This is a genomic window from Cellulophaga omnivescoria (assembly GCF_027915275.1).
GTDB lineage: Bacteria > Bacteroidota > Bacteroidia > Flavobacteriales > Flavobacteriaceae > Cellulophaga > Cellulophaga omnivescoria.
This window is the reverse complement of sequence record NZ_CP115819.1, coordinates 3,023,822-3,046,674: the sequence shown is the minus strand read 5'-3', so window position 1 is coordinate 3,046,674 and position 22,853 is coordinate 3,023,822. Positions and strand designations below refer to the sequence as shown.

The window sequence follows — 22,853 nt, the reverse complement described above, 5'->3', positions numbered from 1 at the left end:
TATAAAAACACTATTCGTGTTTATAAAAAAAGCCTTGCTTAAATTAGCAAGGCTTTTTTTATTGTTAAGAGTTCATTGAAGAAATAATAAACTCTTTAAATTCTTTTGAAATAGGAATTAATTTATCATTAATCATAACATCCTTGGAATTTACAGCTCCTATATGGTCCACATTTACAATGTAAGATTTGTGAGCTCTGTAAAATTTGTCCTTTGGTAGTTTCTCTAAATAATCTTTTAAAGGAGATCTTACTAAGAATTTTTTATCTACAGTATTTACCTCTAGGTAAACATTATCTGCCTTTATAAACTGAATATCAGTAAAATTAATTCTGTAATATAAATGTTGTTTTTTTACAAAGATAGAATCTTTTAAAACCGAATTAGACATTGGCTTTTCTACATCATCTTCCGTTAAGCCTTGCTTATCTAAATAATTAAAGTTAGATAATGCAATTTCTATTGAAGTGTATAAATCTTGTTGTTCAAAAGGTTTTACTAAATAACCATTTGGTTTTACAATTTTTGCCTTTTCTACTGTAGCTCTGTCAGAGTTAGATGTTACAAAAATAAAAGGTATGTTATAGTTATCCCTAATATGCTTACCTAAATCTATACCAGTTTTATCTGACGCTAATATAATATCTATAAGTACTAAATCTACCTCGGTAGTTCTTAGCACTTCTTCTGCTTGCTCATATACAATAACATTACCAACTATTTCATAGCCAATTTCTTCTAGCATAGATTGCATATCATCTGCTATAATAACGTTATCTTCTACAATTAAAATTTTTATGGGTTTTTCCAATTCAGTTGGTTTTATGATGGACTTAATCTATGCTAATTTACAAAAAATTATTAAAACTAAAATAAAACAAAATAGCGAATAAAAAACTGCTTAAGGCTACTATTTTGAGTTCTGGATCCATCGTTAAAGAATCCTTCATTTTTAATACTTTTATAAAGTGTTTAGCCAAAGGAATATAAGCAAACAGCCATATAAAATTAAAAACATTTGTATAGTTATAAACTGTAAATATTAATACACTTATAAAACTAATTATAAGTAATGAATAATGGTACTTTTTTCCGTTTAAAAAACCCATTTTAACAACAATTGTATTTTTCCCAGAGGTTTTATCGGATACAATATCTCTTAAATTATTTAGATTTAACACGGCCACACTTAGTAAACCAATAGTAATTGCTGGTAAAAAAGCCATAAAACAGAGTGTTTTTGTAAGTAAAAACATAAAGCCAAGAACGCTAACTAGTCCAAAAAAGATAAAAACAAACACATCTCCCAATCCTCTGTAACCATAAGCAGATTTACCTACGGTGTATTTGATAGCTGCCCAAACTGCAAAAACACCAAGTACAAAAAAGAGTATTATGTAAATTATACTATCTGCACTAAACGCCGTAAATATTAAACCTGCAATTAAAACTAGGCATAAAATAATAGCTATAAAAATTCCTTTTTTTAATTCTTTAGGAGTAAGTATTCCACTTTGTAACGCACGTTTAGGACCAATTCTATCTTCATTATCTGTGCCCTTAACACCATCTCCGTAATCATTTGCAAAGTTAGATGTTACTTGCAATGCTATGGTTGTTAAAAGTGCTAATATAAAAACAGTTATGTTATTATAACCATACAAGCAAGCCAAAGCATAACCAACTATTATTCCGGATATAGACAAAGGTAAGGTTCTTAACCTAGCGGCATTTACCCAAGCTTTTAATTTCATTTTTAGTTAGGATTCTCTATTTTTAATCTTTTGCCATCTTTATAAGAAGCAACAAAAGCATCTTCAAAACCCATCTTTACAAGCTGCAACCTAAAAGTTCTTGCTTCTTCAATAGTTTCAAAATTACCAATAGAATATGTATAAAAAGGGTTATTTTTTACAAATAACGTGTTTGCTAGTGAGTTAGATACTAAGGTTACATTATTATCTACAAAAGTTTTAACCTGTACAGAGTATATTACTTTTTTCTCCAAAATGTTACGAGCCAAATAAAAGTCGTTTACAAAATTTAACTCTTCATTTTGTTCTTTTAAATTATTTATTCTTGCTTTTATTACATCTAAACTATCTATAGATACAAGGATATTATTATTCTCGGCAGAATTAAAAGCTCTAGCTCTTGTAGATAAACCTGCAGAAAAAGAAGTAAAAACTAAAGTACCTAAGAAAAATACAGCTGCAATTATACCTAATACGTTACGCTGTCTTTTTTTTCTTTTTAGCTCTTTATTCTTAAATTTTATTTGGTCTAATAAACGCTCGTTCATTAATTGAGCCTTATCTATATCCTTGTGTAGTTCTAATAAATCAACTTCTTCTATAAATGGCATATTTTTAATTTACAGGTTGGTTAATGTTTGCTTATAGTTATATGGTCTATGCAATTTAACGTTTTTTACTCTAAAATAAAATTATGAATAACTTAATTTATATAACAAAATTAGTACTGTAAGTTTTATTTTACAAACTAACGTTAATTATTTAACTCAAGTATATGCCATCTGGCTTAATTTCTATTTTTCGTTCTCTGTATAAAGTTCCAATACCTTTTTTAAAAGCTTTTTTACTTAGCTCTAACTCTCTTTTAATATCTTCTGGGTCAGATTTATCATGTAAGCCTAGAAAGCCTCCATTTTCTTTTAATTTCTGGTAAATAGCGTTTGCTACTGGTTCTAAAATTAAATGACCTAGTGGTTGTAAGGATACATCAATTTTATTATCTGGTCTTATATTTTTTATATAACCAATTTGCTTATCTCCAATGGCAATATCTTTAAAAACTTCATTAGCGTAAACTAATCCTTTATGTAAGTTGTTTATTATTACTTCCCACCCAAGATCCGTTTTTCTAGTAAACAAAATATTAACCTCATCATTATTATCTACAGTTAACTCTTCATTAGATAAAAACTTATCTAATTTGTTAGATGCCACTAATCTGTCTGTTTGCTCATCTAAATAACAATAAACAATATACCATTGGCCGTCTACCATTTTAGTACGTTGCTCTCTAAATGGCACCAACAAATGCTTCTCCAAACCCCATTCCATAAAAGCTCCAAAATTGTTTACCTCTGCAACACGCAACAAATGAAAATCGTTACGAATAATATAGGGTTTTAAAGTAGTAGCAATAGGCCTTTCATCATAATCTAAATAGCAAAATACAGTAAGCATATCACCTATTTCAAAATTCTCTGGTACATACTTATTTGGTAATAAAACATCATTACCATCTGTATCTCCTAAAAACAAACCAACACTGGTATCTCTTAATATTTCTAAAGTGTTATATTTTCCTAATTCCATTTTAACTATTGTATGCTTGCAAAAGTACAGTAAAAAAAAGAGGCTACCTTGTTTAAGGTAGCCTCTTTTACATAATTCTTTAAAATTCTATTTATCGTAAACAGACTCTTTTTTAAAGTGCTGAGCTAATTTGTAATAAACTACAGCTCTATGCTTATTTTTGTTAGATGATCCGTATTTGTCCATAACAGCTTTAATACCTTCCATTAATTTTGGGTCATCACTCATCCCCAATTTTTTCATTAAGAAATTTTTCTTTACTGTTTCTAGTTCTTTTTCATCAGAACCAGATACTTTAGAAGAATCTTTATTATAAATAGAAGGACCTAGACCTATAGTAACCTTTGTTAATAAATCCATATCTGCAGTTTCTCCAAATTTATCTTTTAAATCGGCAGCGTACTTTGCAATTAAATCATCTCTTTGGCTCATAATTTTAATATTCTTTTGTATAGTTAATGTTAATAATGCTTCTAAGATATAAAATCAAAATAACTAAGCAAAATTTTATTGTTTATTATTCTAGGTGTTTTCACCTCTAATAAAATAGCCTTATCTGATTCTTTATAAAAATCTTCTAAATGTTGACTTAAAGCATTTTCATCTTCAGCAAACTTATAATCAACATTATACATACTACACAAGTTTTCTATTTCTAAATTATGAGCCGTTTCAAAATAAGTTTTATAATTATCTGTTTCTTCTTGGCCTGGTAAAATTCTAAAAATACCTCCTCCACTATTATTTATTACAATTATTCTAAAATTAGGTTTTACATAGTTGTTCCAAAGTGCATTACTGTCATACAAAAAGCTTAAATCTCCTGTAACTAGTAAGGTTGGTTTTTTATTATATACTGATGCTCCTATTGCTGTAGACGTACTACCATCTATACCACTAGTACCACGGTTACAATACACCTTTAATGTATTTTTTAAAGGAAACAACTGTGCATATCTTACCGTAGAACTGTTAGACAAGTGTACTTGGTAACCATCTGGTATACTTGGTAATATTTGTGAAAAAGCTAACATATCAGAAAATGGAATAGTGTTTAAATATGCTTCTCTTTTTTCTTCGTAGTTTGCTTTTACTTTAGACCATTTTGCAAAATAACTACTATCTACAAATTTTGTTTTATCTAAAAATGCATTAAAAAAAGTGTTTGTATCTACTTTAAAATGGTGAGACAAACTAAAAAAAGTGTCGTATGCTTTTTTACCATCAATATGCCAATGGTGTTTTGGTTTATACGTACGTAAAAATTGTTTAATTTTTTTAGATACAATTAAGCCTCCAAAAGTCAGCAAAATATCAGGTTTTAGCGCTGTAAACAGCTCCTCTTTATCATTGGACTTTTCTATAGGAGCTAAAATACTGTCTATACTGTTAAAAAAAGTAGAATGATGAATATTAGATGTTGTTTCTGTAAACACAATTACAGACTCGTCCTCCGCAACCTCATCTAAAAATTGTTGTTCTATAACATTTGGTTTATTTACACCTACTAAAATCATTTTTCTGGTAGATGTATTCCATATGGAGGCAAAATCATCTAGTGTAGAGCAACTAGGGAGCACTGTATCCTCTTCTTCTTTTACAGATGGGACAACACAACTATGCTCTTCTGTATTATACAAAGGTTCTTCTAAAGGTACATTAATATGCACTGGTGCTAATTCATCAATAGCAAAATCTATAGCATTTTGTAATTCTGCGCTATTAAATGTATTAATATCTTTTTGCTGTTCTTCTACCGTTTTTTTTACAGATAAAAGTTCTGCTCCAAATTTTTTTATTGTGGCCGTTGCGTGGGAAACATCTTGTTTTAAATTTGCCTGATAGCCAATATGGTTTTTAAAAACGTTTTCTTGCCTAATAGTTTGCCCGTCACCTATATCTATCCTATAACTTGGTCTATCTGCAGAAATAACTAACATAGGAATATCACTATAAAAAGCTTCTGCTACTGCAGGATAATAGTTTAACATAGCACTACCAGAAGTACATACCACAGCAACTATTCTGCCTGTATTTTGTGCAATACCTAAAGCAAAAAATGCAGCACAGCGCTCATCTACTATGCTATAACATTTAAAATAAGGGTCTTCTGTGAAACCTATAGTTAACGGTGCATTTCTAGAGCCGGGTGATATTATTATGTCTTTAACCCCTTTAGCCTTACAATGTAAAATTACAGATTGGGCAGTAGGTATGCTAGAGTATCTCAAATTACAAGAATATTTATTAGTAAAAACTGATGCAAAAGTACAGCGTAAACCATTGTTTACCCAATTATTTTAAAATAATACGCAACATTGTACCACTTTTAGCTACAGTTTCTTCCCATTCCTTTTCTGGTATAGACCCATTAGTTATACCTCCACCAACGTATACTTTTACTGTTTTGTTAGTAAGTTCTGCGCAACGCAGATTAACATATAAGTTACTAACCTTTGTGAGAGATGTATACGCCCTGTTTTCAATATTTTTTTTAGTCTTAGACCTAAACTGTTCTTTAGTAAAGTTAAGCTCTCCTAAAAAGCCTGTATAAAAGCTTCTATTATAATTTTCGTTTTTAAGTATAAACTCTTTAGCTTCTTGTTTTGGCAATCCGCAAGTAGCTGGTGTTGGGTGCAGTGCAACTAAAATATCTTGCAAGTTGTTTTGCATTAAACCAGTTATTTTAGTGCGTAAATGCCATAATTTACCTGCTCTTACAGATGTTACTTCTGTAGCTTTTAAATTAGTTACTTTTTCTGCTAATTCTTTTTTTATAAACTGCGTAACTACATCTTGTTCATTATATTCTTTTTCTCCCCAAACCGGCTCCTTTCCTTCTTCATAAACTTGTGTACCTGCTAATGAAGAAGTCTCTATACGCTTATTGGTTACTTTTAACAAAACCTCGGGTGTAGCTCCTAGCCACATTCCTACTTTAGGATGATACCACAAATAGCAAAATGCTGTTTTGTAAACCGAAAGTAGTTCTTTAAATAGTGCTATAGGTTTTGTAGCGGTATGCGTAGTTATACAGCGAGAGAGCACCACCTTTTCTAAATAGCCATTACCAATTGCGGTTATACCTTTTTTAACAAGTGCAATATGGTCTTGTTTTTCTATTGGGGTTGATGAAATACTAACATCATTGTCTATAGTAGAACTCAAAAGTTTATCTGTACTATAGTTTGTTGTTATTATAGTTTTATTTGGAATTAATATTGATGCAGAATTACTATCAAAAGGAGCAAATACAAAGCCTGATTCTTGGTAATTTTTTACGTAGTGTAAAACAGCATCTTCTTGCAACACAGCACTAACTACATCTTCATTAGGTTTTCTGTACACTACAAAAGGTTTTTGTGCATTAAGCTGCTCTTGTAGTCGATCAAAAAAGTGATTCATTTAGTTACTTTTTTCTTGGTAAAGAAATAGTGGTTAACTTACATAAAGAAACCAACTCACCTGCGTTATTGGTAATTCTAATTTCCCACAATTGCGTGGTTCTTCCTTTATGCATAATACTGGCTTTAGCATACACATTACCATCTTTAACACTCTTAACGTGGTTTGCGGTAATTTCTAATCCGCGTACAAAATACTCCTGTCCATCTAAAAAAATATAAGACGCTGCACTACCAACACTCTCTGCCAATGCTGCGGTTGCTCCTCCATGTAAAATTCCGTCTGGTTGATATACCTTTGGTGTTACTGGCATTTTGGCAACTAAAAAATTCTCTCCTACTTCTACATACTCTATATCTAATGTTTCCATTAGCGTATTTTTAGAGTTTTCATTACAAATACGTAGTATTTTTTCTTGAAATTCGTTCATCTCATATTTTTTTGTAAAAATAATCAATCCAAATACAACAAAAGCTATAACTTTAAATTTTGATTTTTTTACACATTTGAAACTACTGTTTTATGCAGCCAACAGAAAAAGAAGTAAGCTATACAACTACCAACTCCTACGCAACCCTTAACAACCTAACTACGGAAACTAAAAATGTATGGTTTGTTTGTCATGGTATGGGTTATTTAAGCAAGTATTTTTTACGCTATTTTAAAGAACTAAACAGTAAAGAAAATTATATAATTGCACCACAAGCACCATCTAAATATTATCTAAACAACAAGTTTACTCATATTGGCGCAAGCTGGCTTACTAGAGAAAATACAATTGCAGAAACAAAGAATGTTATTACCTATTTAAGCAAAGTATACCTTGCAGAAAATATTCCAGAACACTGTAACTTTATTGTTTTAGGGTATTCCCAAGGGGTATCTGTGGTAACAAGATGGTTAGCTAAAGAAAAAATTGAATGCAACCACATTGTTTTATATGCAGGCACTGTGCCCAAAGAACTATCTAATACAGATTTTATATACTTAAACAACAATAAAACCAAAACAACTTATATAGTTGGTAACGAAGATGCTTATTTTAATGATGAGCGTAAAAATTTAGAAAAAACAAGAATTAAAAACATCATAGACCCAAACACCAATTTTATAACTTTTAAAGGTGCGCACGAGGTAAAAAAAGAAATAATAAATTCGTTAGTAGAATGATACATACTATAAACAACCTGGAAGATAATACGGTACAACTATTACCTTTAGAGCAAAAACATATAAACTTGCTTTGGCCTACCGCACAACAAGTAGATTTATATAAATATGGTTCTAATGACGTATCAACATTAGAAAAATTAACCAATTATATAAAAACAGCTATACAAGATAAAAATGCAATTGCCTTTGCTGTGTTTGATAAAAGAACCTCTGCATTTATAGGTTCTACACGGTTTGGCAATATTGACAAAACAAATAAAGTATTGCACATTGGATGGACATGGATATCACCAATAGCCCAAGGAACAGGATTAAACCATAAAATGAAATACCTGATGCTTTCCTATGCTTTTGAAGAATTAAACTTTGAAAAAGTAGAGTTTAGAATAGACGAAAGAAATATAAAATCTAGAAAAGCTGTTGAAAAACTTGGAGCTACACTTGAAGGCATTTTAAGAAAAAATGTAATTACTAAGGGTAATTTTAGACGCAGCTCTTGCTGCTATGGAATTTTAAAAGAAGAATGGCCAAAAATTAAGCAAAAGTACTTTAACAAATAAACTATTGTTTAATTTCATCAGTAACTACTTTCACTTCTTCTGGGTAATATTCTATTTTACGTGTTGTATACGTATTGTCTGGTGATACAACTTGCTTAATCCAATTGCCTTTATCACCATCAAACTGGTGCATATAGGTAATATCATAAGTAGTTTTTGCTTTTTTAACGGTTATTTTGTCTACAACCTTTACATCTTTCTTGTAAGTGTATAATTCCTTTTTATCTAAAGTAAATTTATTTCCAGTAGCATCTGCAACAAAATAATCTTTGTATACTATTTCTCCATTTTCTTTGGTAACAACCTCTTCTGCTTTTAAAGGTTTACCATCTAAAAATTGTTTTGTTAAAGTTATTTTTAGTTTTTCTTTTTTTGCATTTGTTTTGTAAGACTCGCGTATGGACTTTAGTATTTTTCCGTTTAAGTAAAATGTTTGTTCTTTTTCTGTATCTGTAGTTGTATAAGTTATAGTTGTTTCATCTACCTCTTCATCATTAATACGTTTAATAATTTTTAATTTATCCTGCGCATCAAACTCATACTCGTATTGATCTAAAAATTTTTTACTATAGGTTAATATTTTTTCTGTTATATATTTGTTACCTACAGTGTCTATACTAAAAATATGTGCTATTGATGTACTTTTATCAAAAGCGCCATCTCTATAGTTTTCTAAGCGTTTTTCTAAAATTTGATTGTTTTTGTATTTGTAATACGTAATACTATAATCTTGGTCTGAGTATCGTGTTATAGATTTTGTTAGCTTTCCTTCTTTATTAAAATAAAATTCTTCTTTACCATAATTTGTAATTACAGTACTCTTTTTAACATTACCAGTTAAGTTAAAATCTGCTTTGGTAAAAATACGTAGTTCTTGAGCCTCAATTACAAAAGGCAACATAAAAACAATTAACAAGTATAGGTTTCGTATGGTTAAAGTCATACTCCAAAATTAGACTATTTATTATTTATAAAAAACAAAAAACAAGGTAAAAATTGTAGTAATACGTACTAAAAAACCCACTAAAAATTAATTTAGTGGGTTTTAATATGTTTATAAAAAATGTTATTTTACTTCTTCAAAGTCAACATCTTCTACATCATCTCCTTCTTTTGCTTCTGCACCTGCAGCTGCATCTGGTCCTGGAGCTGCACCACCCTGAGCTTCTGCTTGAGCTTTGTACATTTCTTCAGAAGCACCTTTCCAAGCTTCATTAATTTTATCTAAAGCAGGAGTAATAACAGCTAAGTCTTTAGTTTCATAAGCTTTCTTTAATTCTTCTAAAGCTTCTTCTACTGGCTTTTTATTGTTATCAGAAATCTTATCTCCAAACTCTTTTAATTGCTTTTCTGTTTGGAAAATCATTCCGTCTGCTTCATTTAACTTATCTGCAGTTTCTTTAGCCTTTTTATCTGCTTCTGCATTAGCTTCAGCTTCAGCCTTCATTTTCTTAATTTCTTCTTCAGTTAAACCAGAAGAAGCTTCAATTCTAATGTCCTGAGATTTACCTGTAGCTTTATCTGTTGCAGATACTTTTATAATACCGTTTGCATCAATATCAAAAGTTACTTCAATTTGTGGAACTCCTCTTTGTGCTGGTGGAATACCGTCTAAATGAAAACGACCAATTGTTTTGTTATCATTAGCCATTGGGCGCTCTCCTTGTAAAACGTGTATTTCTACAGATGGCTGATTATCTGCTGCTGTAGAGAATACCTGCGATTTTTTAGTTGGTATTGTAGTGTTAGCCTCAATTAACTTAGTCATTACACTACCCATAGTTTCAATACCTAAAGATAATGGTGTAACATCTAATAATAATACATCTTTAACATCACCAGTTAAAACACCACCTTGTATAGCTGCACCTACTGCAACAACCTCATCTGGGTTAACCCCTTTTGATGGTTTTTTACCAAAGAATTTCTCTACTGCTTCTTGTACAGCTGGGATACGTGTAGAACCACCAACTAAAATAATCTCATCAATATCACTCTTAGACAAACCTGCAGATTTTAATGCAGACTCACAAGGAGCTATTGTTCTTTTAACTAAATCATCAATTAACTGATTAAATTTAGCTAACGTTAGCGTACGTACCAAGTGCTTAGGACCAGAAGCCGTAGCTGTTACGTATGGTAAGTTAATTTCTGTTTGTGCAGAAGAAGATAATTCAATTTTAGCCTTTTCAGCAGCTTCACGTAAACGTTGTAATGCCATAGCATCTTTACGTAAATCTATGCTTTCTTCACTATTAAATTCATCAGCTAACCAATCAATAATTTTTTGGTCTACATCATCACCACCTAAGTGTGTATCTCCGTCTGTAGATAATACTTCAAAAACACCATCTCCTAATTCTAATATAGATACATCATGTGTACCACCACCAAAATCAAAAACTACTATTTTTTGGTCAGTATCTTTTTTGTCCATACCGTATGCTAAAGAAGCAGCAGTTGGCTCGTTAATAATACGCTCTACTGTTAAACCAGCAATTTCACCAGCTTCTTTAGTAGCTTGTCTTTGCGCATCGTTAAAATATGCAGGAACTGTAATTACAGCTCTAGAAACATCTTGTCCTAAATAATCTTCTGCCGTTTTCTTCATTTTTTGAAGAATCATTGCAGATAACTCTTGCGGAGAGTACAAACGTCCGTCTATATCAACTCTTGGCGTATCGTTATCTCCTTTAACTACTTTATAAGGTACTCTATCTGCTTCTTTGCTAGACTCAGAGTATTTGTTACCCATAAAACGTTTAATAGAATATATGGTTTTATTAGGATTTGTAACCGCTTGTCTTTTAGCAGGGTCACCAACCTTAATTTCTCCACCTTCTACAAATGCAATTACAGATGGTGTTGTTCTTTTCCCTTCTGCATTTGGAATAACAACCGCTTCATTCCCTTCCATCACAGAAACACAAGAATTGGTTGTACCTAAATCTATACCAATAATTTTACTCATATTATATTACTTAAATAAATTAGCGTTTATATTTTTATTTTTGATTTAAGATAGACAAACAATATGCCAAGCAAACAAAATATGACAAGGTGGCAGTACCCGTTCATAATTAATGATGATTAACAATATGCCATAATGGAATTCCAAATAAACAAATAGCACAAAAAGGTTTAATATATAATTCCAAAATGTATATTTGTCCGTACTAATAAAACGTTTTCGTAAATGGAATGTATAAGTGTTTTTGATATGCTTAAAATTGGTGTGGGACCATCTAGCTCACACACTTTAGGACCTTGGAGAGCTGCAGAAAGATTTCTGCAAGAATTACAAGAAGAACACCCTATAAACAGTGTTAAAACAATACACACAGAATTGTACGGATCTTTATCTTTAACCGGTAAAGGACACGCAACAGACCTAGCTGTAATGTTAGGATTATCTGGTGAAGACCCAGTAACTATGCAAGTACAAAATATTGGTTCTATAATAGAAACGATAAAAAAAAATAACCAATTATTATTACTTGGTAAGTATGCCATTACATATAATACTACAGAGCATATTGTGTTTTTAAAAACTTCTTTGCCATTTCATGCAAACGGTATTAAGTTTTCTGCCACTCTAGACAACGGTACCATTTACGAGGATACTTTTTATTCTATTGGTGGTGGTTTTGTTGTTAAAGAAGAAAGAGTACACGCCAAAGAAAATATACAGGTATTTAAAACTTTTCCGCATCCTATAAATTCTGGAGTTGCTCTTTTAGAACACTGTAATGAGGGTAATAAATCTATCTCTGACATAGTTTTAGAGAACGAACTATCTTTACGTACACCAGAACAAGTAGATACCGACTTAAAAGCTGTTTGGGATACTATGCTAGAATGCATGCATATTGGCTGCCACACACAAGGTACTTTACCTGGTGGTTTAAATGTACGTAGACGTGCTTTTGATATGCACGAGAAACTAAAAGGAGAACTACCTTACAGCTCTCCTGAAGAATGGTTACAAACTATACGTAAAACTGAAGTTAAGTTTAGACAAATACTTAAATGGGTAAGTTGTTTTGCCCTAAGTGTTAATGAAGTTAACGCATCTCTTGGTAGGGTTGTTACCGCACCTACTAATGGTAGTGCTGGTGTAATACCGGCAGTACTTATGTACTATATGGTTATAGAAAACCACCAAGCAGATTTTAACCATATTAAAAAGTTTTTACTAGTTGCTGGAGAAATTGGTAGTTTATTTAAAAAAGGAGCTACAATATCTGCCGCTATGGGTGGTTGCCAAGCAGAAATTGGAGTATCATCTGCAATGGCAGCTGGTGCTTTAACAGAATTACTAGGCGGTACACCAGAACAGGTTTTAATGGCTGCCGAAATTGCTATGGAACATCATTTAGGATTAACGTGTGACCCTATTGGTGGTTTAGTGCAAGTACCTTGCATAGAGCGTAACTCTATGGGAGCTATAAAGGCAATTAACGCTGCAGAACTTGCTTTAGATACAGACCCTGCAAATGCTAAAGTTCCTATAGATAAAGTAATTAATACTATGTGGGAAACCGCAAAAGATATGAACTCTAAATACAAAGAAACATCTACTGGAGGTTTAGCAGTTGGTGTATTTTTAAGCGATTGTTAAGATTTATATTTTATAACTTTACACTATGAAAAAGACATTTAAAATTATTGTAAGCTATTTACTTTTATCTCTAACTTCAATAGGTATAGCTCAAACTGAAAAAACATTACCTGTTTTTAAAGATGGTGAAGCACAAATTGTAGAGGGTTTTAGTGACTCTAACAATTGGATACGTCACGATTTATTTGTTGAAACAACTTTTGATACTGATGGCGATGGAAAACTAGATCGCATGCACGTAAGTGTTACTAGACCAAAACAAACAGAAACCGAAGATTTAAAACTACCTGTTATACTGTGTTCTAGTCCTTATTATGCTGGTACTGCAACAGGTGCAGAAGAAGGTTTATTTTGGAATGTAAAACATGAACTTGGCGAGAAAGCTCCAGAACGCTCACACCCAGAGGTAAAACGTAGAGGACAGCGCCCTATAATATCTAACTCTCATATAAAAAAATGGGTACCTAGAGGGTATATTGTTGTACATACATCTGCACCTGGAACAGGGTTTTCTCAAGGAGCACCAACTGTTGGCGGACCCAATGAAGCATTAGCTCCAAAAGCTGTTATAGATTGGCTATGCGGACGCGCAAAAGGTTTTACTTCTCCGGATAATAAAGAGGAGGTTAAAGCTTTTTGGTCTACAGGAAAGGTAGGTATGACGGGAACATCATATAACGGAACAATTCCGCTTGCTGCAGCAACTACTGGTGTAGAAGGTTTAGAAGCTATAATACCTATTGCCCCAAACACATCATCGTACCATTATTACCGATCTAATGGTTTGGTAAGAAGTCCTGGAGGTTATTTAGGTGAAGATATTGATGTTTTATATGATTTTATTCATAGTGGAGACCCTAGTAAGCGTGCTTACAATAACAAAACTATAAGGGATACAGAGCTTAAAAATGGTTTAGACAGAGAGACAGGAGATTATAATGATTTTTGGGCAGGGCGTGATTACCTTAACAAAATGGAACCAATGAAAGTCGCATTATTAATGTCTCACGGTTTTAACGACTGGAATGTTATGCCAGAACACAGCTACCGCATTTATAAAGCTGCTAAGGAAAAGGGATTGCCTACACAAATATACTACCACCAAAACGGACATGGAGGTCCACCGCCAATAAAAATAATGAACCGTTGGTTTACGCGTTACTTACACGGTATTAAAAATGGTGTTGAAGATGATAAAAAAGCTTGGATTGTTCGTGAATATGATACTCAAGACAACCCTACGCCATATGACGCTTACCCAAATCCTAATGCAACGGATGTTACCTTATATTTAAAAAACGGAGCTCCTACACAAGGAGAATTGCTTTTAAATCCTTTAAGAAAGCAAAAACCAGAAACACTAGTAGATGACCACAACATTTCTATGGAAGATTTAGCACAAGCTACATCTTCAAAAAACAGGTTAGTATTCACTACACCTACACTAACAAGTGATGTTCATATATCTGGATTAGCATCTATTACCATAAAACTTGCAAGTAGCAAGCCTGCAGCAAATTTATCTGTTGCATTGGTTTCTTTACCTTGGAACACAAATGAAGGTGCTGTTATTACAGACAATATTATTACTCGTGGTTGGGCAGATCCACAAAATCACAAATCTATTTCTGAGAGCAAGCCTTTAAAACCTGGTAAATTTTATACTATGACGTTTAATTTACAACCAGATGATCAAATAATAAAAGCTGGTCAGCAAATTGGCTTAGTTATTTTTTCTAGTGATAACCAATTTACCATTTTACCTAAGCCGGGCACAGAATTAACAGTAGATACTAATGCTACACAAATTACACTACCAATAGTAGGCGGGCAACAAGCTTATGAGAATGCAGTAAAATAATTATGGACAACAGAAACTCACTTACATTTAAAGGATTTTTAAAGGTAATGTCTGTAATGCACATTGCCTTTTCTGTTGGCTTAATATTTTTTACAGCTGTAATGTATTATCAGCAACAAAAATGGGAATTTAGTTTGCCAACAAATAGCATTTATATTGTATTAGTACCATTAATAGCCATAACTGGTATAATCTTAGGTAACTATGTTTTTAAAAAGAAAATAGAGCCTGTTTTAAATAAAAAATCGTTAAAACAAAAACTAGAAGTTTACCAATCTGCTTTATTATATAAGTATGCTTTTATAGAAGGAGCTGCGTTTATCTGTTTACTTTTTGCAATGTTTAAAGGCAACTTACTTTACTTAGCCATTACCGTAGCTATTATTGTTTACTTTTTATTTTTAAGGCCAACAGAAAATAAAATAGAACAACAGTTACAACTTAAGGGAGAACAAAAAGAACAGTTTAAAAGAGAAAATGATGTAATAACTTAACATTAATTACACCCTTTTTTACGTCTTGTATCTATTAAATAAATAATTTTCCACTTACCATTATCCTTAAATAACTGAAAAGAATTTACACCACAGTGACTAAATTTCCCATTTAGCCAAAACTCATACTCTGTCCAGGCATTTGCCATATCACCATCTATCTTAATGGTATATGAAGTTAATTTTTCTTTAAAATTTACTTCTTTAGGTATACTTATAATGTTTTGTATAAAATCTGAATAACTCTCTGTTTTTACAACTGCATTACCATCTTTATCTGCTCCTATAGTTTGTAATATAACAGTGTTAGTAGCTACCGCTTTTAATTGCACAGAATCTTGCTTATGAAAAGCTTCAAAAAACAAGTTTATTGTATTTTTAACATCAACTTCGTTAGCTTGTGCAGATACAAAAACACTAAATAAGATTGCAAATGTGAGTAAAATATTTTTCATCATATTAATTTTTATCAATTTATAAAAAATATATCACATTCTTAAGTTTGATAAACACAGTAATTCTTAATCTTTTTTCATAATTTTAACCCATCTAAACTAAATAAAACTTACAATGTCAGTTGCCAAAAAAGAATACAAAAGAGTTACTGTTAAGTCACTCGTAGATATGAAAAAGAATGGAGAACGTATCTCTATGCTTACGGCCTATGATTACTCTATGGCTAAAATTATAGATGATGCCAATGTAGATGTAATTTTAGTTGGCGATTCTGCTAGTAATGTTATGGCTGGTCATGAAACTACGTTACCAATTACATTAGACCAAATGATATATCATGCTTCTTCTGTAATACGAGCTATTAATAGGTGTTTAGTTGTTGTAGACATTCCTTTTGGTAGCTACCAGAGTGACCCAAAAGAAGCTTTACGCTCTGCAATACGTATTATGAAAGAAAGTGGCGCACACGCTATAAAGGTAGAAGGTGGTATAGAAATTAAAGATTCTGTTAAGCGTATACTTAATGCTGGCATACCCGTAATGGGACATTTAGGTTTAACACCACAATCTATTTACAAATTTGGTACCTATACTGTAAGAGCCAAAGAAGAAGCAGAAGCTAAAAAGCTTAAAGAAGATGCTTTATTACTTCAAAAATTAGGGTGTTTTGCTATTGTTTTAGAAAAAATACCAGCTACACTTGCTAAAGAAGTTGCAGAAAGTTTAACAATACCTGTTATTGGTATTGGTGCTGGTGGTGATGTAGACGGACAAGTTTTAGTTATACATGACCTTTTAGGAATGACTAAAGAATTTAATCCTCGTTTTTTAAGACGATATATGAATTTGTATGAAGAAATGGGCTCTGCAATTTCACAATACGTAGACGATGTAAAAACTAGAGACTTTCCTAACGAAGAGGAACAATACTAAATTTACATTTAGTGCATTAGCACTTAATTATAATTATTTATTTTGCATAAAAAAGAAGTTTCTACACCACAAAATCTTCAGGTATTGTATGAAGACAACCATCTTATTGCTATTAATAAACGTGTTGGAGATATTGTACAAGGAGATAAAACGGGTGATGCCCCACTAAGTGATATTGTAAAAGCTTACATAAAAGAAAAATACAATAAACCGGGTAATGTATACCTTGGTGTTGCACATAGGTTAGATAGGCCAACTACTGGTATTGTTGTTTTTGCAAAAACATCTAAAGCATTACCGCGTTTAAATAAGCTATTTGCCGAAAAAGATGCTAAAAAAACATATTGGGCTGTTGTAAAACAGCAGCCTAAAAAACAAAAAGATACACTTGTAAATTGGTTAAAAAGAAACACAAAACAAAACAAGTCTTATGCAAACATTAAAGAAGTTCCAGATAGCAAAAAAGCTATTTTAGATTACACAGTTATAAAAAAACTAGAGAATTATTACTTATTAGAAATTAACCTACAAACTGGCAGACACCACCAAATTAGATCACAATTAAGCGGTATTGGTTGCCCAATTAAAGGCGATTTAAAATACGGTTTTAATCGTAGTAACCAAGATGGTGGTATACATTTACACGCTCGTAAATTGTCTTTTATTCACCCTGTAAAAAAGGAGCCATTAGAAATTACAGCTCCTTTACCAAAAGACCCTATTTGGGATGCTTGCTCTTAACTTAACGTGTTAATTTTTTAGCTTTTTCACGTACAATTTCTCCAACTGGCTTGTTGTGTAAGTGACTCTCTAACCAAGAAATAATATCTAAATACAAAAAGGCTCTTTTTTCATATGGGTGATTCTCATACTTTTTTAGCTCCGTATGTAATTTTTTAAATTCGCTACGTAAATCTGTTGGGTAAATATCTCGTAAGTTTCTTAAAAACTTTATCATTTCCTTTTGTACAGCGTGCATATCATTCATCTTAATTAAGAACTTATATGTACTTTTTAATTGCACCTCTAAATGGTAATCCATACCAGCCTCATAATGCGCAACTAAACTTAAAACACGAGAAAAACACATAAGATCTTCTCTCATTTTTAAGTTTTTGTTGTTTATAATCTTCTTCAAATATTGTATACACATTTTATTATCGCCAACTCCAAAATACAAACAAGCACACTTGTAATACAATAGCATAATGTGGTGTTCATCTATACGGTCTTTATGCTTATTAATGCCATATTCTACAATACGTACCAAATACAAACCTTTTTCAAAAGTACCTTCTAAAAAATGTTGATTAAGTTTATTTGAGTTTAAATACAAAAATGCAAGTGAAGAGATATTATCATTCTTAGGAAAGCTTTTACTCTCTATCATAGCTTCCATTTTTGTTAATGTAGCTTTAAATTGTGAACTATACTTTACATAAAATAAAGATTCTAGCAAGTAATGATTTCCTTTTAAAAAGAAAACAGGATTTAAATAAATCATTTCTTTATTTTCATAAAAAAGATCTACCCATTTATTTGCATATTTATAACAAGATAAAAAATCTTGCGTTAAAAAACTGTACCACAAATAAGCCTTATAAAGCCATAGCTTTTCTCTAAAGCCTAAATCTTCAATATTGTAAATAGGTAAATGATCATTAAAATATGTTTTTACCTTTTTTAAATCCTCATCACTGCGTACGTAACCCACTTTTAACATCATACCGTACAACTGCAAGGATAAATTGCTAAGCTTGCTTGTCATTACATTATGCGCAGACAATTCTTTAGCCTGTATAGCCAATTCATTTGCTCTGTCTGGTATACTACGGGTTATGTATTGAGTTTCTATAATTTTTTCTAGCTCAACTATTTCATAAGCTATATTTTTTTCTTCGTTTTCTATAGCAATACCTTTTACTTTATCTAAAAGTTTTAAACTTTGCTTATACAAACCTTTTTGATACAAAATTGTAGCAAAATCTAATTGCTCTCTTATTTGCACACGTATATTTTGGTTTACAGGATTTAACCTTAAACTCACCAAAATTTGCTTATAAAGATGTGCTTTTAGGTTAGATAATTGCGCTTTTTTTACAATTCCGCTATCTAAAATTACTTTTTCGTTATATGATTTTGCTTTATCTAAAAGATTAAAAAGAGACAAAAATTTTGCATCTGTATTAACTCCTAAGCGACCCACATACAACTTAAATTGTCGCTTTTCTGACTTAGAAAGCGACTTTACCAATACAAACAAGGCATCTTTATGAGGAGTTGTCATCGTAAAAAATTGAATTTAAATAACTGATTATCAATTAATTAGTATTTTAAAAAACAGCTTAAACGTTGTAAATGTTTTTTTGCTGAATCAATATTAATAATAAAGGACTATATATTCGTATAGCAGCCCAAAATTAAATAAATAAAATGAGTAAAGATAAAGTTCAAATATTTGACACCACATTAAGAGACGGAGAGCAAGTCCCAGGATGCAAGCTAGACGCTAAGCAAAAGCTAATAATAGCAGAGCGTTTAGACCTTTTGGGAGTAGATGTAATTGAAGCTGGTTTCCCTATATCTAGCCCAGGAGATTTTAATTCTGTAATGGAAATATCTAAATTAGTTAAAAATGCAACAGTTTGTGGATTAACTAGGGCCGTTAAAAAAGATATAGAAGTTGCTGCTGAGGCTGTAAAATATGCTAAAAGACCTAGAATACATACAGGGATTGGCACATCTGAATCTCATATTAAACACAAATTTAACTCTAATAAAGAGCAAATTATAGAAAGAGCTGTAGCTGCCGTAAAATATGCAAAAACATTTGTTGAAGATGTAGAGTTTTATGCTGAAGATGCTGGTAGAACAGACAATGAGTTTTTAGCAAAAGTATGCTCTGCTGTTGTAAAAGCTGGAGCTACTGTTCTAAACATACCTGATACTACAGGTTATTGTTTACCTGAAGAATATGGAGCTAAAATGAAATATTTATATGAAAATGTAGAAGGTATACATAAGGCTATTTTATCTTGTCACTGTCATAACGATTTAGGTTTAGCAACTGCAAACTCTATTGCTGGTGTTATGAATGGCGCAAGGCAAATAGAGTGTACAATAAATGGTATTGGAGAACGTGCCGGTAACACTTCTTTAGAAGAAGTTGTTATGATTTTAAGACAACACCCTAACCTTAATTTAGATACAGATATTAATAGCAAACTACTTTATGACACTAGTTTAATGGTGTCCAATAAAATGGGAATGCCTGTACAACCTAACAAAGCTATTGTTGGTGCAAATGCTTTTGCACACAGTTCTGGCATACACCAAGATGGCGTAATTAAAAATAGAGAAACTTACGAAATTATAGACCCTGCAGATGTTGGTGTTAACGAATCTTCTATAGTACTTACTGCACGTAGCGGTAGAGCTGCATTAGCATATAGAGCTAAAAATATTGGTTATGAACTTACTAAAACACAATTAGATGTGGTTTACACAGAGTTTTTAAACTATGCTGATAGAAAAAAAGAAGTAGTTGATGAAGACATACACGAAATAATAAGTGTTTGTAAAATAGAAATAGAAACAACGGTATAATTATGAACTTAAAAATAGCTCTTCTTAGCGGTGATGGTATAGGACCAGAGGTTCTTGCACAAGCAGTTAAATGTCTACAATCTGTAGAGACTACTTTTAATCACCATTTCACCTTTTCCACTGCTTTAGTTGGTGCTACCGCCATAGACCAAACTGGCAACCCTTTACCAGATGAAACTTTAGAACTTTGTAAAAATTCTGATGCGGTATTATTTGGTGCAATTGGCGCTCCTAAATATGATAATGACCCTAATGCAAAAGTACGTCCAGAACAGGGCTTACTTAAACTTAGAAAAGAGTTAGGTTTATTTAGCAATATTAGGCCTGTACGTGTTTACCAAAGTTTAATAGACAGGTCTCCACTTAAAAAAGAAATAGTTTCTGGTGTAGATTTCACTATTTACAGAGAGTTAACCGGAGGTATTTACTTTGGAGAAAAAAAATTAAATGAAAAAGGAACGGTAGCATCTGACCTTTGTGAGTATTCTGAAAAAGAAATTAGCAGAATTGCACATTTAGCATTTAAAGCTGCAAAAAGTAGAAGAAAAAAAGTAACACTTGTAGATAAAGCAAATGTATTAGAATCATCTAGACTTTGGCGTAAAGTAGTTACAAGGATAGGTACAAGCTATCCTGAAATTGAATTAGACTTTTTATTTGTTGATAATGCTGCAATGCAAATGATTTTAAATCCATCACAATTTGATGTCATTTTAACCAATAATATGTTTGGTGATATAATTTCTGATGAGGCTAGTGTTATTACAGGTTCTATTGGATTACTAGCTTCTGCATCTGTTGGTACTGATAATGCTATGTTTGAACCTATTCACGGTTCTTTTCCGCAGGCAGCTGGTTTAGATATTGCTAACCCAATAGCTGCAATATTATCTGCTGCAATGCTATTAGAACATCACGGCTTAACAGAAGAAGCACAAGCTATACATATGGCTGTAGAAAATGCCATATTAAACAATGTTGTTACTCCAGATTTAAATGCTGATAGTACTTTAGGTACAGATTACGTTGGCGATTATATAGCCAATAGCATAGTAGATACAGATGAGTATTTACATTTAAACGATGAAAATATAGGCTTAGGAAAATCTACTATTATTTAGTAGATTTTTCTTTTAATAAACTATTTACTGTATTTGTAAAATCGGCTTTAAACTCTGTGTACTTTTCTCCCGTTGCCGGACCATTAAAACCTGTATGTATTTTACGTACATCTCCACTTTTATCAATTAATATTGTTGTAGGGTAAGATAAAATATGGTTTAACATAGGTAATTTTTGTTGCGCTTGCTCCTTGCTAGAGTTGCCATATTGTGCTAATAAAATAGGATACTTTACTCCTACTTTTTCTTTTAAACGTTTTATTTTATTAAAAGCACTTTCCTTTGTTTTAGCATATTCAAAAGCCAAAGAAACTATTTCTAAATCTTCATTTTTATATTCTTTTAAAAACTGAGTTAAAAACTTTGTTTCATCCAAACAATTAGGACACCATGTACCCATAATTTGTACTATTACTACTTTGTTTAGATAAGCCTCATCACTTAAAGAAACAGTCTTATTATTTACATCAGGAAAAGAAAAATTTAATTTTTTATACCCTTTATTTAAATAGGTAAGTGTAGTATCTGCAGGCAACTCATAAGCTTCATTTCTTTTTGCAAAAAAAGGTTCTTTAAAATGATTACCAGAATAAAAAGTACCTGCTAAAACAGAATCTGTAACCTTAGCAGTAAATAAAAATGCGTGTGCTCCATCAAAAGTAGAAAGCCTTAAAGAGTCGCCTTCCATTACACCTTCTAAATACCTGTAATCTCCTGTGGTAGTTCTAAAAGTACCTGTAACTTTAGCATCAACCTGCTTAAAAATACCTTTAGCAATATAACTATTAGTTGTATTAGGACTAAAAACAGTTTCCCAAATACCAGTTACATTTTTACTTGGAGTTTTGCCTATTTTAAATCGGCTTGCATCATTATTAAAAACTGCTTTAAAAGGCACTACCCTATCTAAACTTTCTTTAATAAAACTTCCTGTAATTTCAGTAGCAGTAAATTTCCCTTTTAAATACCCTTCAAAAACAGGCATTTTTATAGTTATAGAGTCGTTTTTTAAATTAATTTCATCTACTTCTATTACTTCATCAGCATTAAAAACTTGTATTGAAATTACGTTTGCATCCTTATAATTTACTGCAAAAGTAAAAGGTAGCACCTCATTATCTTGCACTTGTAGTTGCGCTAACCATTTACCTTCTTCTAATTTTTCTTTTTTTGGCGTTGAACAAGAAAAAACAAAAAGTAAAGCAATAGGCAAAAATCTTAAAATCTTCATAATAAAGTGGTTTTTGTAAAAATCGTAATATAATTTGAAAGCTTACAA

22 protein-coding genes are annotated in these 22,853 nt (G+C 31.6%); 9 read left to right on the top strand and 13 right to left on the bottom strand.

Features of this window, described 5'->3' with window-relative positions; genetic code table 11:
- Positions 1-64 precede the first annotated feature (64 nt).
- From PBN93_RS13465 to PBN93_RS13430, 8 genes are all read right to left on the bottom strand, one after another.
- Positions 65-811 (bottom strand): LytR/AlgR family response regulator transcription factor, encoded by a 747-nt coding sequence (locus tag PBN93_RS13465; protein WP_013622251.1) that lies wholly within the window; start codon positions 809-811, stop codon positions 65-67.
- 37 nt (positions 812-848) lie between these two features.
- Positions 849-1,754, bottom strand: coding sequence for a 1,4-dihydroxy-2-naphthoate octaprenyltransferase (menA, locus tag PBN93_RS13460; protein ID WP_271080858.1), 906 nt, complete (start codon positions 1,752-1,754; stop codon positions 849-851).
- A 2-nt stretch (positions 1,755-1,756) separates the two neighbouring features.
- Positions 1,757-2,365 carry an SPOR domain-containing protein gene (locus PBN93_RS13455; protein WP_077405513.1) on the bottom strand — a complete coding sequence of 203 codons (609 nt, stop codon included), beginning with the start codon at positions 2,363-2,365 and terminating at the stop codon, positions 1,757-1,759.
- A gap of 151 nt (positions 2,366-2,516) precedes the next feature.
- Positions 2,517-3,344: a CvfB family protein gene (locus PBN93_RS13450; RefSeq protein WP_077405510.1), complete on the bottom strand. Its 828-nt coding sequence runs from the start codon at positions 3,342-3,344 to the stop codon at positions 2,517-2,519.
- A gap of 87 nt (positions 3,345-3,431) precedes the next feature.
- Positions 3,432-3,776 carry a DUF2853 family protein gene (locus tag PBN93_RS13445; protein ID WP_077405507.1) on the bottom strand — a complete coding sequence of 115 codons (345 nt, stop codon included), beginning with the start codon at positions 3,774-3,776 and terminating at the stop codon, positions 3,432-3,434.
- Positions 3,777-3,817: 41 nt separating this feature from the next.
- A complete protein-coding gene (gene menD, locus PBN93_RS13440; RefSeq protein WP_077405504.1) occupies positions 3,818-5,575 on the bottom strand; it encodes a 2-succinyl-5-enolpyruvyl-6-hydroxy-3-cyclohexene-1-carboxylic-acid synthase in 1,758 nt (585 codons plus the stop codon).
- Positions 5,576-5,639: 64 nt separating this feature from the next.
- Entirely contained in the window at positions 5,640-6,749 is a 1,110-nt protein-coding gene (locus PBN93_RS13435; protein WP_077405501.1) for a chorismate-binding protein, read from the bottom strand.
- A 4-nt stretch (positions 6,750-6,753) separates the two neighbouring features.
- Positions 6,754-7,179: a PaaI family thioesterase gene (locus tag PBN93_RS13430; protein WP_077405498.1), complete on the bottom strand. Its 426-nt coding sequence runs from the start codon at positions 7,177-7,179 to the stop codon at positions 6,754-6,756.
- Between the two features lie 92 nt (positions 7,180-7,271).
- Here PBN93_RS13430 and PBN93_RS13425 point away from each other — a divergent pair, with 92 nt between their 5' ends.
- Positions 7,272-7,919: an alpha/beta hydrolase gene (locus tag PBN93_RS13425; protein ID WP_077405495.1), complete on the top strand. Its 648-nt coding sequence runs from the start codon at positions 7,272-7,274 to the stop codon at positions 7,917-7,919.
- On the top strand, positions 7,916-8,482 hold the full coding sequence (locus tag PBN93_RS13420; RefSeq protein ID WP_077405492.1) for a GNAT family N-acetyltransferase: 567 nt from the start codon (positions 7,916-7,918) through the stop codon (positions 8,480-8,482). Before PBN93_RS13425 ends, PBN93_RS13420 begins: the two co-directional genes overlap by 4 nt.
- Position 8,483: 1 nt before the next feature.
- On the opposite strand, the gene PBN93_RS13415 is transcribed toward PBN93_RS13420, so the two are convergent.
- Together PBN93_RS13415 and dnaK are read right to left on the bottom strand one after the other, a co-directional pair.
- Complete coding sequence (locus PBN93_RS13415; protein WP_139344249.1) at positions 8,484-9,425, bottom strand: hypothetical protein; 942 nt, start codon at positions 9,423-9,425, stop codon at positions 8,484-8,486.
- A gap of 123 nt (positions 9,426-9,548) precedes the next feature.
- Positions 9,549-11,453: a molecular chaperone DnaK gene (gene dnaK / locus PBN93_RS13410; protein ID WP_077405486.1), complete on the bottom strand. Its 1,905-nt coding sequence runs from the start codon at positions 11,451-11,453 to the stop codon at positions 9,549-9,551.
- A 225-nt stretch (positions 11,454-11,678) separates the two neighbouring features.
- Between dnaK and PBN93_RS13405 the strand changes: the two genes are divergently transcribed.
- From PBN93_RS13405 to PBN93_RS13395, 3 genes are read left to right on the top strand one after another with little or no spacing between them, the layout of a single operon-like run.
- Positions 11,679-13,103 carry an L-serine ammonia-lyase gene (locus tag PBN93_RS13405; RefSeq protein WP_077405484.1) on the top strand — a complete coding sequence of 475 codons (1,425 nt, stop codon included), beginning with the start codon at positions 11,679-11,681 and terminating at the stop codon, positions 13,101-13,103.
- Positions 13,104-13,128: 25 nt separating this feature from the next.
- Positions 13,129-14,964: a Xaa-Pro dipeptidyl-peptidase gene (locus PBN93_RS13400; RefSeq protein WP_077405481.1), complete on the top strand. Its 1,836-nt coding sequence runs from the start codon at positions 13,129-13,131 to the stop codon at positions 14,962-14,964.
- A gap of 2 nt (positions 14,965-14,966) precedes the next feature.
- The gene (locus PBN93_RS13395) at positions 14,967-15,458 is read left to right on the top strand and encodes a hypothetical protein (protein WP_077405478.1); all 492 of its coding nucleotides are present in this window, start codon (positions 14,967-14,969) and stop codon (positions 15,456-15,458) included.
- Positions 15,459-15,460: 2 nt separating this feature from the next.
- On the opposite strand, the gene PBN93_RS13390 is transcribed toward PBN93_RS13395, so the two are convergent.
- Positions 15,461-15,913 (bottom strand): 3-methyl-2-oxobutanoate hydroxymethyltransferase, encoded by a 453-nt coding sequence (locus PBN93_RS13390; RefSeq protein WP_077405476.1) that lies wholly within the window; start codon positions 15,911-15,913, stop codon positions 15,461-15,463.
- Between the two features lie 115 nt (positions 15,914-16,028).
- Between PBN93_RS13390 and panB the strand changes: the two genes are divergently transcribed.
- The gene (gene panB / locus PBN93_RS13385; protein WP_077405473.1) at positions 16,029-16,847 is read left to right on the top strand and encodes a 3-methyl-2-oxobutanoate hydroxymethyltransferase; all 819 of its coding nucleotides are present in this window, start codon (positions 16,029-16,031) and stop codon (positions 16,845-16,847) included.
- A gap of 42 nt (positions 16,848-16,889) precedes the next feature.
- Positions 16,890-17,588, top strand: a complete 699-nt coding sequence (locus tag PBN93_RS13380) for an RluA family pseudouridine synthase (protein WP_077405470.1) — start codon at positions 16,890-16,892, stop codon at positions 17,586-17,588.
- 1 nt (position 17,589) lies between these two features.
- On the opposite strand, the gene PBN93_RS13375 is transcribed toward PBN93_RS13380, so the two are convergent.
- The gene (locus tag PBN93_RS13375) at positions 17,590-19,134 is read right to left on the bottom strand and encodes a hypothetical protein (protein ID WP_077405467.1); all 1,545 of its coding nucleotides are present in this window, start codon (positions 19,132-19,134) and stop codon (positions 17,590-17,592) included.
- Positions 19,135-19,280: 146 nt separating this feature from the next.
- On the opposite strand from PBN93_RS13375, the gene PBN93_RS13370 reads away from it, so the two are divergent.
- Positions 19,281-20,453, top strand: coding sequence for a 2-isopropylmalate synthase (locus PBN93_RS13370; protein WP_013622232.1), 1,173 nt, complete (start codon positions 19,281-19,283; stop codon positions 20,451-20,453).
- 2 nt (positions 20,454-20,455) lie between these two features.
- Positions 20,456-21,574: a 3-isopropylmalate dehydrogenase gene (gene leuB / locus PBN93_RS13365; RefSeq protein ID WP_271080857.1), complete on the top strand. Its 1,119-nt coding sequence runs from the start codon at positions 20,456-20,458 to the stop codon at positions 21,572-21,574.
- Here the strand turns inward: leuB and PBN93_RS13360 are convergent.
- Positions 21,567-22,805 (bottom strand): peroxiredoxin family protein, encoded by a 1,239-nt coding sequence (locus tag PBN93_RS13360; RefSeq protein ID WP_077405461.1) that lies wholly within the window; start codon positions 22,803-22,805, stop codon positions 21,567-21,569. The genes leuB and PBN93_RS13360 overlap by 8 nt on opposite strands.
- Positions 22,806-22,853: the final 48 nt, after the last annotated feature.

Coding starts and splice junctions, on each gene's coding strand:
- PBN93_RS13435 (WP_077405501.1), bottom strand. CDS start 6,749: ATGAATCACTTTTTTGATCGACTACAAGAGCAGCTTAATGCACAAAAA.
- PBN93_RS13405 (WP_077405484.1), top strand. CDS start 11,679: ATGGAATGTATAAGTGTTTTTGATATGCTTAAAATTGGTGTGGGACCA.
- menA (WP_271080858.1), bottom strand. CDS start 1,754: ATGAAATTAAAAGCTTGGGTAAATGCCGCTAGGTTAAGAACCTTACCT.
- panB (WP_077405473.1), top strand. CDS start 16,029: ATGTCAGTTGCCAAAAAAGAATACAAAAGAGTTACTGTTAAGTCACTC.
- PBN93_RS13390 (WP_077405476.1), bottom strand. CDS start 15,913: ATGAAAAATATTTTACTCACATTTGCAATCTTATTTAGTGTTTTTGTA.
- PBN93_RS13425 (WP_077405495.1), top strand. CDS start 7,272: ATGCAGCCAACAGAAAAAGAAGTAAGCTATACAACTACCAACTCCTAC.
- PBN93_RS13430 (WP_077405498.1), bottom strand. CDS start 7,179: ATGAACGAATTTCAAGAAAAAATACTACGTATTTGTAATGAAAACTCT.
- dnaK (WP_077405486.1), bottom strand. CDS start 11,453: ATGAGTAAAATTATTGGTATAGATTTAGGTACAACCAATTCTTGTGTT.
- PBN93_RS13360 (WP_077405461.1), bottom strand. CDS start 22,805: ATGAAGATTTTAAGATTTTTGCCTATTGCTTTACTTTTTGTTTTTTCT.
- PBN93_RS13420 (WP_077405492.1), top strand. CDS start 7,916: ATGATACATACTATAAACAACCTGGAAGATAATACGGTACAACTATTA.
- PBN93_RS13370 (WP_013622232.1), top strand. CDS start 19,281: ATGAGTAAAGATAAAGTTCAAATATTTGACACCACATTAAGAGACGGA.
- PBN93_RS13445 (WP_077405507.1), bottom strand. CDS start 3,776: ATGAGCCAAAGAGATGATTTAATTGCAAAGTACGCTGCCGATTTAAAA.
- leuB (WP_271080857.1), top strand. CDS start 20,456: ATGAACTTAAAAATAGCTCTTCTTAGCGGTGATGGTATAGGACCAGAG.
- PBN93_RS13400 (WP_077405481.1), top strand. CDS start 13,129: ATGAAAAAGACATTTAAAATTATTGTAAGCTATTTACTTTTATCTCTA.
- PBN93_RS13395 (WP_077405478.1), top strand. CDS start 14,967: ATGGACAACAGAAACTCACTTACATTTAAAGGATTTTTAAAGGTAATG.
- PBN93_RS13415 (WP_139344249.1), bottom strand. CDS start 9,425: ATGACTTTAACCATACGAAACCTATACTTGTTAATTGTTTTTATGTTG.
- PBN93_RS13375 (WP_077405467.1), bottom strand. CDS start 19,134: ATGACAACTCCTCATAAAGATGCCTTGTTTGTATTGGTAAAGTCGCTT.
- PBN93_RS13455 (WP_077405513.1), bottom strand. CDS start 2,365: ATGCCATTTATAGAAGAAGTTGATTTATTAGAACTACACAAGGATATA.
- PBN93_RS13450 (WP_077405510.1), bottom strand. CDS start 3,344: ATGGAATTAGGAAAATATAACACTTTAGAAATATTAAGAGATACCAGT.